This window comes from Aliiroseovarius sp. CAU 1755 (assembly GCF_054482655.1).
On record NZ_JBTLRH010000001.1, the window covers coordinates 1,241,782 to 1,256,624 of the forward strand.

Sequence of the window (14,843 nt, forward strand, 5' to 3'; positions counted from 1 at the left end):
GTTTTTTGTGGCCATCAGGGTCGTTGTGAACTGTGGATAGTGCTGTCAGCCACCAATGGAAACATTGACTATTTCAGACCTTGGCATACCAAGGCTCGACAATGAAAAGCGATTTCGCTAGCTCATACAAATGCCGCGAATTCTTCCGACAATCTGTCTCGTATCTGTTACTGTGACGCTGACAATACTAACCATTGTTGCAATCGACATTATTGTGCCGCCAGCCGGCACCATTGGATACCAATATGATTTCATTAAGTCTTGGAAAGCGATTCTAACTGCTTATGTTCTCTTTTTTGTGCCTGGTGTATTTCTGGCTGTCTTGTCTCCGATCTATCTGTTTCGATTTCGCCGCGAACGGGAGTTGTCCACAGGCTTTCTGATTTTCAGCGTCGTTGCTGCTTTGCTAACGTTTTTTGGCTATAGCTGCCTGCATGGTCTGTAGTTGGGTTTGCTTGCAGGAAACGAAAAAGGGCGGACCGATGGTCCACCCTGTTGTACTATTGGCGGTTCTCGACATTTGGCTGTGCCAAACGTCTGTCACCTGATTGGCGAAAGCCGTGCTCGCACCTTACTCCAAGAACGCCTTTTCAACCACGTACTGCGCTGGTTTCGAGTTCGCGCCTTCTTCCAGACCCGCCTCTTCCAGCAGCTCTTTTAGCTCAAGGTTGAAGGGCAGGTTGCCGCAGATCATCGCGCGGTCGTTCTCCGGGCAGAGCGGGTCAATGCTCAGATCCTCGAACACCTCGCCCGAGCGGATCAGGTCGGTGATCCGGCCCATCTTCGGGCTCTCTTCGCGGGTGGTGGTCGGGTAGTATTTGATCTTCTTCCAGAAGCCTTCGCCGATCACCTCGTTCAGAAGTTCATCTTCCTTCAGCGCCTCGATCAGGTTGCGGCCATAGGTCAGTTCGCCCACTTCGCGGCAGGTGTGGGTGATGATCACCTCGTCATAATCCTCATAGGTCTGCGGCTCGCGCAGCAGCGACGCGAAGGGCGCAAAGCCAGTGCCGGTGGCGAAGAACCAGATGCGTTTGCCGGGGATCAGCGCGTCATGCACCAAGGTGCCGACAGGCTTGGGGCGCAGGATGATCTGGTCGCCTTCCTTGATGTGCTGCAGTTTCGAGGTCAGCGGGCCGTCTGGCACCTTGATCGAGTAGAACTCCAACTCTTCATCCCATGACGGGCTGGCAATGGAATAGGCCCGCAAAAGCGGTTTTTGCTTGCCGGTCTTGGGGTCCGGGTCGCCCATCAGGCCGATCATCACGAATTCGCCTGACCGGAAGCGCAGGGTTTGCGGCCGGGTGCAGCGGAACCGGAACAGGCGGTCGGTGTAATGCTCCACCTCGGTCACGGTTTGCGCGTCGGGCAGGGTGGGCACGGGTTTCACTTTGGCTTCAGCATCCATCACGGGCGTCACTTTGTTCATATGCATCAGCGGGGCACAACGCCCCGCCCTTTTCTGTTGGTGTGTATAAGAGGGATCGGCGGAAGGGTCTAGCCGGTCAACCGCGACCGATAGTCATAGGCCTGCCAGTCCGCACGTGACAGCCAATCGGCTTCGGGCTGGCGCAAGGACAGGTCTTCGCTGATCTGGACCTCGTCGAACCCGGACCGCCGCGCCATGGCGTATTGGTCCGAGATCACGTGCCCATGCGCACGCAGGCGACCCATGTATCCCAACAGGCGCAACTGGCGACCCAGCGTGAAGCCACGCCCATCCGCGAAAGACGGAAAGTCGATGCGGATCATGTCAACGCCAGCCATCAACTGCGCCAGCGTCGCGGGGTCGGTGTCAGACGCCAGATGCAGCCCGCGTGTGTCGTTGGCGGCGCGCTCGTCGGGCGTGGCAAAGCCGTGATCCCAATCATCATGGCTAAAGCCTTGGTCTGTTACGATCACAGTCATGCGCTTGCTCCTATCCGCTGCATCTTGCCATCCACGAAATGAATGCCGCATTCGGTCTTTTCCGCCCCGCGCCAGCGCCCGGCGCGCGGGTCTTCGCCCGGTTTCACCGGCGACGTGCAAGGCGCGCAACCGATTGAAGGGAAGCCGCGCCCCACCAGCGGGTGACGGGGTAGGCGGTTGTTGATCATATAGTCGCGCACGTCCTCGGACGCCCAATGCGCCAGCGGGTTGACCTTCAGGCGGTTGTCTTCGGCCTCGAAGAACTGAAGATCGACGCGTTTGCCGCCCTGAAATCGCTTGCGCCCGGTAATCCAGCCGTCAAAGCCCTGAAGGGCGTTTTCCAGTGGCTCGACCTTGCGCAGGTCACAGCAGGCATCAGTGTCGGCCAGATGCAGGATGTTGTCCGGGTCGCGTTTGAACAGCTCGTTTGCGTCCGGGTGGATGACCCGCACATCGGTCAGGCCCAGCTTTTCCGAGACCTCGACCTGATACTCCAGCGTTTCCTGAAACAGCATCTGCGTGTCCAGAAAGATAACAGGAACTGTCCGATCAATGCGCGACACCATGTGCAACAGCACGACGCTTTCCGCGCCGAAGCTCGACACCATCGCCAGCGCGCCGATGGTGCTGTCGGTCAGGGCGCGTTCAATCACCGAGGTGGCCGAATGGTGCTTGTAGCGCGCATTCAGCGTCTCGACCCGTTCGGCGGGGGCGGGAAGGGGGGCTTCAAGCGGCATTGGTCTTCGCCTCCTCTGGATAAAGCGCTGCTTTGAACGGCGCTTCGCCCAGACGGCGGTAGGCGTCGATGAAGGTCTCGCTGTCGTCGTCGCGCAGGTCCAGATAGGCCAGCACAAGGCGTTCGATGGCTGGCACGATCTGGTCATAGGCGAAGCCGGGGCCTGCCCGTTTGCCGATCAGGGTGTCGGGCCCGGCGTCACCGCCAAGAGTGATCTGGTAGTTCTCGACGCCCGCGCGATCCAGCCCAAGAATGCCGATATGGCCCAGATGGTGGTGCCCGCAGGCGTTGATGCAGCCGGAGATCTTGATTTGCAGGTGGCCAATATCGTGTTCGATCTTCAGCGCGTCGAAACGTTCAGCGATTTCTTGTGCGACAGGGATCGAGCGGGCCGTGGCCAACGCGCAATAATCCATCCCAGGGCAGGCGATGATGTCCGAGATCAAACCGGCATTCGCCGTCGCCATGTCGTGGTCGCGCAGCGCGGCAAAGATCGCAGGCAGGTCGGCGCGGTGCACATGCGGCAGGATCACGTTCTGTTCGTGGCTGATGCGAATGTCGCCATGTCCGTATTGCTCGGCCAGATCGGCAATCACCCGCATTTGGTCGGCAGAGGCATCGCCCGGCGTTGCCCCATGTGCTTTCATCGAGATCGTAACGATCCCATAGCCATCGGCGCGGTGGTCGTCGACATTGGTGTCGACCCACGAACGGAAGATCGGGTCGACATCGCGGGCGGCGTGATAGGCATCCAGCGGCACGGTCTTGAACGCGGGCGCTCTGAAATTCGCGGCGATATCGTCGAAATGCGCCTGATCAATGCCCGAGAATAGCGGGCGCAACTGGGCGAAGCGTGCCTCGACCAGATCGTGGATCTTGTCGATCCCGTTTTCCATCGTGGTGATCTTGATGCGGGCTTTGTACTTGTTGTCGCGGCGACCCAGCGTGTTGTAGACGCTGACGACGGCCTCGACATAGGGCAGCAGGTCGGCGCGGGGCAGGAAGTCTTTCAGCACCTGACCAACGACCGGTGTGCGGCCAAGACCACCCCCGACGATAATCTGATAGCCAACCTCACCCGCGTCGTTCTTCACGATGCGGATGCCGATATCATGCGCCTTGGTCACGGCGCGGTCGGCTTTTGATCCGGTCACGGCCAGCTTGAACTTGCGCGGCAGGAACTGGAATTCCGGATGGTCCGTGGACCACTGGCGCAAAAGCTCGGCGGTGGGGCGGGGATCTTCAACCTCATCGGCCGCAGCGCCTGCGAAATGGTCAGCGGTCACGTTGCGGATCGTGTTGCCCGAGGTCTGGATGGCGTGCATCCCCACATCGGCCAGCGCGTCCAGCATATCGGGAATATCCGCCAGACGCGGCCAGTTGTATTGGATATTCTGGCGTGTGGTCCAATGGCCGTAACCCTTGTCCCAACGCTCGGAAATCATCGCGAGCTGACGCATCTGATTGGGGTTGAGCGAACCGTAAGGGATCGCGACCCGCAGCATATAAGCGTGCAGTTGTAGATAGACGCCGTTCATCAGGCGCAGCGGTTTGAATTCATCCTCGGTCAGCGCGCCCGAGACGCGGCGCGCGACCTGCGCACGGAACTGGCTGACGCGGTTGCGCACGAAGCCTTCGTCGAAATTGTTGTAATCATACATGGGCGGCGACCCCCTGATAGGCTTGCGCACGGAAGGGCGCGGAGGCTTGTTTTCCATGGGCGCGGTTTGACGGCCCTTTGGCGCGGAAAACTTCGCGGAAATGGGTGGGAACGGTGCCATTGGGGCCAGCCTTGGCGTCGGCCAGATAGGCGCCAACAGCGATCTCGGGCTGGAGTTCGGCCAGCGCAAGCTGGGTGGCGGCCTCGGTCTCATCCTCGATCAACCAAGCCATACACATGTCACGCACCCAGGCACCATTCCGGGCCAGATAGATCACATCACCTTCGACAAGGTCGTTTGCGGTTACCACTTTGGGTGTGAAGGGGCGGGGCATGGCCGGTCCTTTCTTATTGCGTTCCCGCTCTATATAGGACATTTTCCCACCAAACGGCGATACGCCGCGCTAGATAAGGAATATTATTTCGGTTTTCGCCCTGCGCGGAACGCCTGGACCAAAAGAAGGAAAAAAACGAAATGTCTGTTCGGCTGGACGAGATTGACCGGAAAATCCTGCGCGAGCTTCAGCGCGATGCGGGGCAATCGCTGGACGTGATTGCCAAGAAAGTCGGGTCATCCAAGACCCCGGTCTGGAACCGGATTCGCAAGATGCGCGAAGGTGGGGTGATTGGCAAAAACACCATGGTGATGGATGCTGAAAGCCTTGGGTTCGAGGCGTGTTTCTTTGTTCTGATCCGCACCTCGGAACACGATGCCGATTGGCAAAAGGATTTCCTGAAGGCACTGATGGCGCGCCCCGAAGTGATGGAAGCGCACCGGTTGGCGGGCGAGATTGACTATATCCTGAAAGTCCGCGTCGAGAACGCCCGCGCCTATGACGAGTTCTATCAGGCGCTGATTTCCGAGGTGAAGATCTTCAACGTCACCGCGCTATTGTCGATGGAAGAGATCAAGTTTTCGACCGAGCTGCCGATCTGATCACGCCCTGACCATCAGCTTTTCCAGCCCGTGGAAGTGGTAGACATTGCCGAATTGCGGCGGGGCTGTCAGGTGCAGGTTCGGGCAGCGGTCAAACAGGATCGGCAGGGCGCGGGCCAGTTCCAGACGCGCCAGCGGCGCACCGATGCAGAAATGCGCACCCGCCCCGAAGGACGTGTTGGGTTTGACCGGGCGCGTTGGGTCGAAGATGTTCGGATCGTCCCAGATATCCGGGTCGCGATTGGCCCCGCCCAGAAGCAGACCGATCTTGTCGCCGCGCTTGAAGTTTTCGCCGTAAAGCACTGTATCTTCGTAAACATATCGCGTGAACATGTGCAGGGGTGGGTCGAAACGCAGCGTTTCCTCGATGGTAGCATCGCGAGCCTGCGGGGCAAGGGCTGATGCGGGTGTTTGCTGCCCCAGAAGGGTTTTCACTGCAATCGCCATCGCGTGCACCGTCGCCTCGTGTCCCGCGTTCAGCAGAAGGATACAGGTCGAGATCAACTCGTCGCTGGATAGTTTCTCGCCTTCCGCTTCTGCGGCGATCAATTCAGTGATCAGGTCGTCGCGCGGGTCATTGCGGCGCTGGTCCACATAGTGGCGCATGAAGGCGACGAAGGCTTCGGTTGCAGCGATTGCCTCGTCCTCGACCGCGCGTGTGCGGCGCGCCTGATACATCGAGACCATGGCGTTCGACCATTTCAGCAAGTCGCTCTCCATGTCTTCGGGGACACCCAGCAAGCGGCAGATTACGACTATGGGTATGCGCGTGGCAAAAGCGGGCAACAGGTCAAATTCGCCCGATGGAAAGGCGTCGATCAGCTGATGCGCCAGTGCGTCAATCTCAGGCCCCAGACCGGCAATCCGGCGGCTGGTGAAGGCACGCAGCACCAGTTTGCGCAGGCGCGTGTGGCGCGGGGCTTCCAGTTCCAACATGGAATGCGCCTCGACCGCATAGAAGGGTGCGAGGTGGTCAGGAAACTCAAGCGGTTCAACGGGTTCGCGCCCAAACCGACGATCCCGCAACAGCGCATTCACGGCCCGGAAGCTGACCGCCATCGGCAGGTCATAATCCTCCCACCAGAAGATATCGCCAGCAGCGCGGGCACGGTCATAGAACGCATAGGGGTTCTGGATGAAGTCGGGGTCGGTCGGGGACTGGGTCAGGCGCAACATCCGCGCATGGTCGTCAAAGCCGCTGGTCTTTGCAAGCGCGGCTTTCTATTCTTTCCCTCATGTTTCGATACCTGCGCACAAAATGGGTTTTTCCCTTTCTGCTCGGCACCCTTGCGATCAGCGCGGGCGTCTGGGCGGTGGCGTGGCGCGCGGCGCTGTCGCCCCTGTCCGAACAAGCGGCGTCCGAGCTTGCGCTGGCGTCTGACCAGCTGACGCGCCACCTGTTTCGCTATCGGGAACTGGCGGTGGTGCTGGCCGAACACCCCGTGCTGCGTGACCGCCTTGGCGGCGAAGCGGACAGCGAAGGCGAGGCGGACAGGCTGCTGCAAGCCATGGCCGATATGACCGGCGCACATCACCTGTCGCTGGTCGGTCCGGATGGAATGGTCTTGGCCGCGTCGGGAGAAGGCGAGGCGCAGGTTGACCCGCGCGCGCCGTTGATCCACCGCGCGCTGACTGGCGCTTTGGGGGTCGAGGCGCGATTTCAGCCAGTGCCAGACCGCCCCACGCAGCGCATTTTTTCCTTTGCAGCACCGATGCACGGGCAACGGGACCAAGCGCTGGGCACGGTGGTCGCGCGCACGGATTTGCTGGATTTCGAAGAAAACTGGCCATCGACCGCTGCCGCCCTCTTCTTTACCCTGAACGGCAAGCGGGTGTTTGCGGCCAACCGGTCCGAGCTTGTGAACGCAGAACGCCCCCGCGAAGGGTTCTTGAAAAACTCGGCCAGTCGCTGGACCGGGCACGAGGTCTGGACGCTGGACGCTGGACCCTATCTGCCAGACCGGGCGATCCATCTGACGCGCGACTTGCCAGTGATCGGACTGACCGGAGAGATCTTGCTGGACACCGCACCAGCCGAACGCAGCGCCGCCCTGTTGGCCGCCATCGCCGCCGCCATCTGCCTTGGCATTGGCGCATTGTTGCTTGCCGTTGGCGAACGCCGCCGCGCCTTGAACAAGCGCCTGCGGATGGAGGCCGCGGTGAACGCCCGCCTTGAAGCCCGCGTCGCGGAACGCACCACGGCGCTGTCCACGGCCAACGCCGACCTCGTGCGCGAAAACCGCGAACGGCGCGAGGCGGAGGCCGCGTTGAAAAAAGCGCAGGCCGATCTGGTGCAGGCCGGCAAACTGTCGGCCTTGGGTGAAATGTCCGCAGGGATCAGTCACGAATTGAACCAGCCGCTGATGGCGATCCGATCCTTTGCCGACAATGGCGCCGTGTTTCTTGAGCGGGGCCAGGCCGATATGGCGGGCCAGAATCTTGGCCGGATCTCGGAACAGGCGGGTCGAATGGACCGGATCATCAAGAACCTGCGTGCCTTCGCGCGGCAGGAAAGCGAACCGATTTCGGATGTGGATTTGGCGCAGGTCGTGGATCAGGCGCTTGAGATGTTGGCTCCTCGGATCAAGGCTGAGCGTGTGAATGTGGAGTGGCGGCGACCGGACGGCGCGCCGAAGGTGCGCGGTGGTGAGGTGCGGCTTCAACAGGTGGTGATGAACCTGATGTCCAACGCAATGGATGCAATGGCGGATCGGGTTCACAGAAAGATCGAGATCACGCTGGCGCCGTCAACCGACCGCGTGACCCTGTCGGTGCGCGACACCGGGCCGGGGATTGACCAGCCCGACCGGATTTTCGACCCGTTCTACACAACGAAAGAGGTCAGCCCGACCGAAGGGATGGGGCTTGGGCTGTCCATCTCTTACGGTCTTGTGCAAAGCTTCGGCGGGGCGATCCGGGGACGCAACCACCCTGACGGGGGCGCGATCTTCACCGTCGAACTTGACCGCGCCGGCGCGCAGGAGGCCGCATGACCAACACCGTCCTTCTGGTTGATGACGACGCCATGGTGCGCGAGGCGCTGGGCCAGACGCTTGAACTGGACGGCCTGACGACGATCCTTGCAGGCAGCTATATCGAGGCCAAGGATCACATCGTGCCGGGCTTTGATGGGGTGATCCTGTCCGACATCCGGATGCCGGGCAAAGACGGGTTCGCACTGCTTGCACAGGCCCAAGCGGTCGACCCGGAATTGCCGGTGATCTTGTTGACAGGCGAAGGGGACATCCCGACCGCTGTGCGCGGGATCAACGAAGGCGCGTTTGATTTTTTGGGAAAGCCCTGCGAGCCTGCCGCGCTGTTGGCGGTGGTCGGGCGCGCCTTGCGCACCCGTGCGTTGGTGCTTGAAAACCGCGCCCTGAAGGCGCGCACCGAGACGGGTGATGCAGCCGCGCGCCTGTTGATCGGGGACAGCGCCTTGGCCGAGGATCTGCGCAACCGGGTGCGGGCCGCCGCGCGCGCAAAGGCGGAGGTTTTGATCTGTGGCGAGCCGGGAACGGGCACCTCGAAGGTTGCGGAAGTGGTGCATCTTTTGTCGGGCGACGCGACGCGCCCGTTTATCAAGCTGCCTGCCTCTGGTCTGGCTTCCGTCACGCTTGAGGCCGCCTTTGAAAGGGTCGAAGGAGGCACGCTGTTTCTTGACGAGGTGGCCGCGCTTGAGGGATCGACGCAATATCAACTGCTGGACCTTCTGGATCGAGCAGGCGAGGCGCGGGTGGTCGCCGGCACCTATCGTGATCTGGAGGCCGAAGTCGCGGCGGGTCGGTTCAACCCCGATCTGTTTTACAAACTGGACGTGCTGCGCATCCGCATCCCGGCGCTGCGCGAGCGGAAGGATGATATTCCGGTGCTGTTTCGCCATTATGTCTCGATCGCCAGCGAACAGGCAGCCCTGACCCCGCCCGAGATCGAACATGATGTGATCGCCCGGTTGATGTCGCAGGACTGGCCCGGCAATGCGCGCGCGCTGATGAACGCCGCCATGCGCTTTGCGATGGGGCTGGGATTGGGGGACGCGGAAGGCACGGTGATTGACGGTCGTCCCGGCCTGACCGAGCAGTTGGCGCAGGTCGAACGCTCACTGTTGATCGAAGCGCTCAGGCGTCACGGGGGTGGCGCCTCGGCGGCGGCGAGAGAGCTGCAACTGCCGCGCAAAACCTTCTACGACAAGCTGGCCCGACACGGGATTCGGCCTGAAACCTATCGCAACTAACCAGGCGTGACCTGTGTGGATTTCCGCACAACTTCGGCAGATGGCTGTGCGAAAATCCGCCCAGACCGGTCTTGCTGCACTGATTGGGTGCCTAAATAACGCGCCGTAAAATTATGAAACTGATATGAAAAATGAAAAATCACGCCCGCGTGATCGTTTTTCTTGGTGCCGTTAGGGAACCGTGGCCCAATAGAACCGAGGCGCCCAACCGGGTTGCCCAAGGATAACTGTCTGGGAGGACACCATATGAAATTCCTGACCATGGCCGTATCAGCGATCGCGCTGTCGGCATCTGTAACCGCTGCATCTGCTGCATGTGATGAGGGCGAGATCGTCATCAAGTTCAGCCACGTGACCAACGCGGACAAGCACCCGAAGGGCATTGCGGCCTCTCTGCTGTCCGAGCGTGTGAACGAAGAGATGAACGGAACCGCCTGCATGGAGGTTTATCCGAACTCGACGCTCTATAACGACGATCAGGTTCTGGAAGCGATGTTGCAGGGTGACGTGCAATTGGCCGCGCCTTCGCTGTCGAAATTCGAAGCCTTTACCAAGCAATTCCGCATCTTCGATCTGCCCTTCATGTTCAAAGACATCAAAGCTGTGGACGAATTCCAAACGTCAGAAGCCGGTGTGGCGATGAAGGCCTCGATGGCCCGTCGCGGCCTGATGGGTCTGGAGTTCTGGCACAATGGCATGAAACAGTTTTCAGCCAACAAACCGCTGATTCTGCCGACCGACGCTGCCGGTCTGAAATTCCGCGTGCAGCCGTCTGACGTGCTCGTCGCGCAGATGCAGGCGCTGGGCGCAAGCCCACAGCCGATGGCTTTCTCGGAAGTCTATGGCGCGCTGCAAACCGGCGTTGTCGATGGACAGGAAAACACCTGGTCCAACATCTATGGCAAGAAGTTCTTCGAAGTGCAGGATGGAACAACGGAAACCAACCACGGTGTTCTGGACTATATGGTCGTGACCAATGTGGATTGGTGGGAAGGTCTGGACGCGGGCGTTCGCGACCAACTTGCCACGATCTTGCGTGAAGTGACCGAGACCCGCAACGCCGCGGTTGGCGAAGTTGACGCAGAAGCGCGCCAAGCCGTGCTGGACGCTGGCGGAGTAATCCGCGAGTTGACAGACGAACAGCGGCAGGCGTGGCTTGAGGCGATGAAACCGGTCTGGTCGCAGTTTGAAGCAGACGTCGGTGCCGATAACATCGCTGCCGCACAAGAAATCAACGCAATGTTCTAACAGAACGCACCGGGGCCCGACCACAATTCGGGCCCCGGTTTTATCCCACTGATACGACCTGACCTGCGCCAAAGGTCACCGTCGTGCCCAGCTTCATGGGGAGGGGACAGCCATGAGCACACATACTCACAACACCAAAGGCTTCGAAGAAACGGCGATCGCGCTTATTCTTGGCCTGATGACGATGATCACCTTCGTGAACGTGGTCATGCGATATGTATTCAATACCTCGCTGATCTGGGGGCTAGAGGTCACGCTGATCCTGTTTGCCTGGCTGGTGCTGCTTGGCGTCAGCTACGGCGTGAAGGTGACGGCCCATTTGGGTGTCGATGCGCTGACCAACCTGCTTTCAGACGGACCGCGCCGGTTTCTGGCGCTTCTCGCGGCGGCGATCTGCATCATCTATGCGTTTCTTTTGCTAAAGGGCGCGTGGGACTATTGGGCGCCCTATGCCTCGCTTGATCGCACGTCAGGCCGCTGGTTTCCGACCGGGTTTGAAAATACCCGGTCACAGGCGTGGTACATCACCGATCAGGTGCCGATGCTTGATTCCCTGCGCTTTTTGGAAGGCTGGATCAACGAGGGCGAAGCCTATGACAAATTTCCCCGCGTGATCCCTTATGCCATCCTGCCTGTCGGCACGGCGCTGCTGTTGTTTCGGTTCATCCAGGCGACGATCCGCATCTGGCGTGGCCAGCAAGACAGCCTGATCGTCAGCCACGAGGTGGAAGACGAGATCGAGCAACTTCAAGACACGCAGTCGGAGGCTTAACCCATGGACGTCATCTTCCTATTTGCCATGGTCATCGGGTTTCTGATGATCGGCGTGCCGATTGCGGTCGCCCTTGGCATGAGCTCTATCATTTTCCTTCTGCTCTTTTCCGACACCTCGCTCGCGTCGGTCGCGCAGAGCTTTTATCAGGCCGAGGCCGGACACTATACGCTTCTGGCGATCCCGTTTTTCATTCTTGCCTCAAGCTTCATGTCCACGGGTGGTGTGGCGCAGCGGATCATCCGCTTTTCGATCGCCTGTGTGGGCCACTTTCGCGGTGGTCTGGCGATTGCGGGCGTCTTTGCCTGCATGCTGTTTGCCGCCCTGTCCGGGTCAAGCCCTGCGACCGTGGTCGCCATTGGGACAATCGTCATCGCGGCGATGCGTCAGGTGGGCTACACCAAGGACTTTGCCGCCGGTGTCATCTGTAACGCTGGCACGTTGGGCATTCTGATCCCGCCCTCGATCGTGATGGTGGTCTATGCCTCTGCCGTCGAAGTGTCGGTTGGCCGCATGTTCCTGGCCGGCGTCATTCCCGGCATCATGGCCGGTGTCATGCTGATGATCGCGATCTATGTGATCGCCACGATCAAAGACATGCCAAAGGGTGATTTCGCAGGCTGGAAAGAGATCATCGCCAGCTTCTCGGATGCGCTTTGGGGTCTTTTGTTGATCGTGATCATCATGGTTGGCATCTACGGCATCCCCGGTGTCACCGGCGCGCTGTTCACCCCGACCGAGGCTGCCGCTGTTGCCTCCGTCTATGCCTTCGTGGTTGCCACATTCATCTATCGCGACATGGGGCCATTGGCGGACAAGGGCGACGGTAAGAAGTCGCTGTTGCAACGGCCGCAGGCGCTGTTGACCGCGTTCTTCCACCCCGACACGCGTCAAACACTGTTCGAGGCCGGGCGCCTGACCATCACGCTGATGTTCATCATCGCCAACGCGTTGATCCTGAAACACGTTCTGACGGACGAGCAGATCCCGCAGCAGATCGCCGGTGCGATGCTGTCGGCGGGCTTTGGCAAGATCATGTTCCTGATCATCGTGAACATTATCCTGCTGATTGGCGGACAGTTCATGGAGCCATCTGGTCTGATCGTGATTGTCGCCCCGCTGGTGTTCCCGATTGCCATCGAGCTGGGTGTCGACCCCATCCACCTAGGCATCATCATGGTGGTGAACATGGAGATCGGGATGATCACGCCACCGGTCGGGTTGAACCTGTTCGTCACATCCGGGGTTGCCGGGATGCCGATGATGAAGGTGGTGAAGGCTGCATTGCCCTTCCTGGCCGTGCTGTTCGTGTTCCTGATTATGGTCACCTACATCCCGTTCCTGTCGACATGGCTGCCGACGACGCTGATGGGGCCAGAGATCATCACGAAATAAGAAAGGGCGGGCTGCAAACGCGGCCCACCCTTTACAACACAACGCCGGGCGTGATGCGCCCGGCGTTTACCGTTTCACTCGCTACGCCTTTGGGTCTAGCAGCCAAAGGTTGCGAAACGCTGAACTCAGTTTTTCAGCTTGCAGGTGTTGATCCCCAGCAGCGTGTAAAGGCCACAAAATCCCAAGGCACCCGTTGCCAACGGTACGATACCGATCAGCGCCCAGATCGGGCCGCCTGCAAAGAAATACCAACCCAGCAGGGCAAGGCCGATTACAACGCGCACGATGCGGTCAATGTTACCAGTGTTTGTCTTGAACATGGTTTAGCTCCTTTTCCAGTTGCCTCACCTTACATATGGGGTGTCGCAAAGGCATGTGACGTGGTCACACAGAAAAAGGGTCAAAATGCCGCGCCTCGCACGACCTCGTTCAACGCTTTGCGGTTAAGGATCGTGACCGCGCCACGCTCGTGGCTCAGGCAGCCGGTCTGCGCCAGTTTTTCCAGCCGCCGCGATACGACTTCGCGCGCGGTGCCGATGGCGGTCGCCATTTCGGCTTGGGTCATGTGCAAACATCCGTCCGGGCCGGAACGGTCAAGGATCAGCGCGGCCAGACGTGCCTCGACAGACATGAAGGACACGTTCTCGATCAATTGCATCATCGACTGCATCCGGTCTGCAAACGCACCAAAGACCAGCCGCCGAAAACCGGGCGAGCTGTCAAGCAGGGCAAAGAAAACGTCGCGCGGGATCAGGACAAGGCGGGCCGGGGTTTCTGCCGTTGCCTCGGCCGTATAGGCGTCGCCACCCAGAAGACCCAAGGTGGACTGAATGCAGCTTTGGCCCGGTGCCACGCGATAAAGCAGGATGTCGCGCCCATTGGGGCCGATCAGGTTTACATCCACCTGACCGGACAGCATCACAACGTAGCCTTTGACCGCTTCGCCCGGACAGAACAGCACAGCACCGCTTGGCACCTCGACAGGGGCAAGCGTGTCCAGAAGTGCGCGCGCGGGCGCTTCCAGACCAGCAATTTCGTCAGTGTCTTGTGTCCAGCTCATAGCGCTAGACTAGGCGGATTGAACCTTAGCTGCGACCGCGTTTTTCAAACCGCGGCAACATGGCGGAAAAGTCCATGCCCTTGCCGTCTTCGTCTTCGACGAATTGGGTGTAAAGCGCGGTTGCGGCTTGGCCCAGCGGAGTGTCGGCGTCGGCCGCTTCTGCTGCTTGCTGGCTCAGGCGCAGGTCTTTCAGCATCAATTCGGCTGCGAAACCGGGTTTGTAGTCGTTATCGGCGGGGGATTGCGGACCAACACCGGGGGCCGGGCAGTAGGCGTTCATCGACCAGCTATAGCCCGACGAGGTGGACACGACATCGAACATCTTCTGGCGGTCCAGTCCCAGCTTGTCGGCCAGCGCAAAGGCTTCGCAAGTGCCAATCATGGTGATGCCGAGGATCATGTTGTTGCAGATCTTTGCCGCCTGACCCGCGCCGCTGTCACCGCAATGCACGGCCTTTTGGCCCATGATGTCGAACAGCGGGTCGGCTTTGGCAAAAGCTTCCGCCGAGCCGCCCGCCATGAAGGTCAGCGTGCCGCCGGAGGCACCACCGACGCCGCCGGACACCGGCGCGTCGACAGGCAGTAGCCCGGCGTTGGTTGCTTGTTCGGCCACGACGCGCGCGCTTTCCACGTCGACGGTCGAGCAATCGACGAAAGCGGTGCCCTTGTCCATCGCGGGGATGATCTCGTTCGCCACGGCGCGCAGGATCTGTCCGTTGGGCAGCATGGTGATGACCACGTCCTTACCCTTGGCCGCCTCGGCCCCAGATGCGGCCATGGTGACGCCTTCGATATCGACCGGCGCCATGTCAAAGCCCGTGACCTCGTGGCCAGCCTTGGCAAGGTTCGCGGCCATTGGGCCACCCATGTTACCCAGTCCGATAAATCCGATTTTCATG

At 60.1% G+C, this 14,843-nt stretch carries 16 protein-coding genes; 7 read left to right on the forward strand and 9 right to left on the reverse strand.

Annotated elements, in window-relative coordinates; all coding sequences use genetic code 11:
- Window positions 1-130: 130 nt before the first annotated feature.
- Window positions 131-445, forward strand: a complete 315-nt coding sequence (locus ACXYMP_RS06235; RefSeq protein ID WP_458905033.1) for a hypothetical protein — start codon at window positions 131-133, stop codon at window positions 443-445.
- A 126-nt stretch (window positions 446-571) separates the two neighbouring features.
- Here ACXYMP_RS06235 and ACXYMP_RS06240 read toward each other — a convergent pair whose 3' ends face one another.
- The 5 genes from ACXYMP_RS06240 to ACXYMP_RS06260 form a co-directional block, all read right to left on the reverse strand.
- Entirely contained in the window at window positions 572-1,426 is an 855-nt protein-coding gene (locus ACXYMP_RS06240; protein WP_298570473.1) for a ferredoxin--NADP reductase, read from the reverse strand.
- Between the two features lie 68 nt (window positions 1,427-1,494).
- Window positions 1,495-1,905, reverse strand: a complete 411-nt coding sequence (locus tag ACXYMP_RS06245) for a DUF934 domain-containing protein (protein ID WP_458905035.1) — start codon at window positions 1,903-1,905, stop codon at window positions 1,495-1,497.
- Window positions 1,902-2,642, reverse strand: coding sequence for a phosphoadenylyl-sulfate reductase (locus tag ACXYMP_RS06250; RefSeq protein ID WP_458905037.1), 741 nt, complete (start codon window positions 2,640-2,642; stop codon window positions 1,902-1,904). The genes ACXYMP_RS06245 and ACXYMP_RS06250 overlap by 4 nt, the downstream gene beginning before the upstream one ends.
- Entirely contained in the window at window positions 2,632-4,302 is a 1,671-nt protein-coding gene (locus ACXYMP_RS06255) for a nitrite/sulfite reductase (RefSeq protein WP_458905039.1), read from the reverse strand. Before ACXYMP_RS06255 ends, ACXYMP_RS06250 begins: the two co-directional genes overlap by 11 nt.
- Window positions 4,295-4,636: a DUF2849 domain-containing protein gene (locus tag ACXYMP_RS06260; RefSeq protein ID WP_458905041.1), complete on the reverse strand. Its 342-nt coding sequence runs from the start codon at window positions 4,634-4,636 to the stop codon at window positions 4,295-4,297. The genes ACXYMP_RS06255 and ACXYMP_RS06260 overlap by 8 nt, the downstream gene beginning before the upstream one ends.
- A gap of 140 nt (window positions 4,637-4,776) precedes the next feature.
- Here ACXYMP_RS06260 and ACXYMP_RS06265 point away from each other — a divergent pair, with 140 nt between their 5' ends.
- Complete coding sequence (locus tag ACXYMP_RS06265; RefSeq protein ID WP_298570122.1) at window positions 4,777-5,238, forward strand: Lrp/AsnC family transcriptional regulator; 462 nt, start codon at window positions 4,777-4,779, stop codon at window positions 5,236-5,238.
- Here ACXYMP_RS06265 and ACXYMP_RS06270 read toward each other — a convergent pair whose 3' ends face one another.
- Window positions 5,239-6,414 carry a cytochrome P450 gene (locus ACXYMP_RS06270; RefSeq protein WP_458905043.1) on the reverse strand — a complete coding sequence of 392 codons (1,176 nt, stop codon included), beginning with the start codon at window positions 6,412-6,414 and terminating at the stop codon, window positions 5,239-5,241.
- Window positions 6,415-6,473: 59 nt separating this feature from the next.
- Here ACXYMP_RS06270 and ACXYMP_RS06275 point away from each other — a divergent pair, with 59 nt between their 5' ends.
- From ACXYMP_RS06275 to ACXYMP_RS06295, 5 genes are all read left to right on the forward strand, one after another.
- A complete protein-coding gene (locus ACXYMP_RS06275) occupies window positions 6,474-8,231 on the forward strand; it encodes a sensor histidine kinase (protein WP_458905045.1) in 1,758 nt (585 codons plus the stop codon).
- Window positions 8,228-9,469, forward strand: a complete 1,242-nt coding sequence (locus ACXYMP_RS06280) for a sigma-54-dependent transcriptional regulator (protein WP_298570084.1) — start codon at window positions 8,228-8,230, stop codon at window positions 9,467-9,469. Before ACXYMP_RS06275 ends, ACXYMP_RS06280 begins: the two co-directional genes overlap by 4 nt.
- A 246-nt stretch (window positions 9,470-9,715) precedes the next feature.
- Entirely contained in the window at window positions 9,716-10,717 is a 1,002-nt protein-coding gene (locus ACXYMP_RS06285) for a TRAP transporter substrate-binding protein (RefSeq protein WP_248369294.1), read from the forward strand.
- Between the two features lie 112 nt (window positions 10,718-10,829).
- Window positions 10,830-11,489 carry a TRAP transporter small permease gene (locus ACXYMP_RS06290; RefSeq protein WP_248369297.1) on the forward strand — a complete coding sequence of 220 codons (660 nt, stop codon included), beginning with the start codon at window positions 10,830-10,832 and terminating at the stop codon, window positions 11,487-11,489.
- A gap of 3 nt (window positions 11,490-11,492) precedes the next feature.
- A complete protein-coding gene (locus tag ACXYMP_RS06295; protein WP_248369301.1) occupies window positions 11,493-12,884 on the forward strand; it encodes a TRAP transporter large permease in 1,392 nt (463 codons plus the stop codon).
- A gap of 125 nt (window positions 12,885-13,009) precedes the next feature.
- Here the strand turns inward: ACXYMP_RS06295 and ACXYMP_RS06300 are convergent, their stop codons facing one another.
- The 3 genes from ACXYMP_RS06300 to mmsB all read right to left on the reverse strand — a co-directional run bounded on the left by ACXYMP_RS06300 (window position 13,010) and on the right by mmsB (window position 14,842).
- Window positions 13,010-13,204 carry a YgaP family membrane protein gene (locus ACXYMP_RS06300; protein ID WP_298570045.1) on the reverse strand — a complete coding sequence of 65 codons (195 nt, stop codon included), beginning with the start codon at window positions 13,202-13,204 and terminating at the stop codon, window positions 13,010-13,012.
- 80 nt (window positions 13,205-13,284) lie between these two features.
- Window positions 13,285-13,944 (reverse strand): Crp/Fnr family transcriptional regulator, encoded by a 660-nt coding sequence (locus tag ACXYMP_RS06305; RefSeq protein WP_248369305.1) that lies wholly within the window; start codon window positions 13,942-13,944, stop codon window positions 13,285-13,287.
- 25 nt (window positions 13,945-13,969) lie between these two features.
- Window positions 13,970-14,842, reverse strand: a complete 873-nt coding sequence (gene mmsB / locus ACXYMP_RS06310; protein WP_458905050.1) for a 3-hydroxyisobutyrate dehydrogenase — start codon at window positions 14,840-14,842, stop codon at window positions 13,970-13,972.
- Between the last annotated feature and the right edge of the window lies 1 nt (window position 14,843).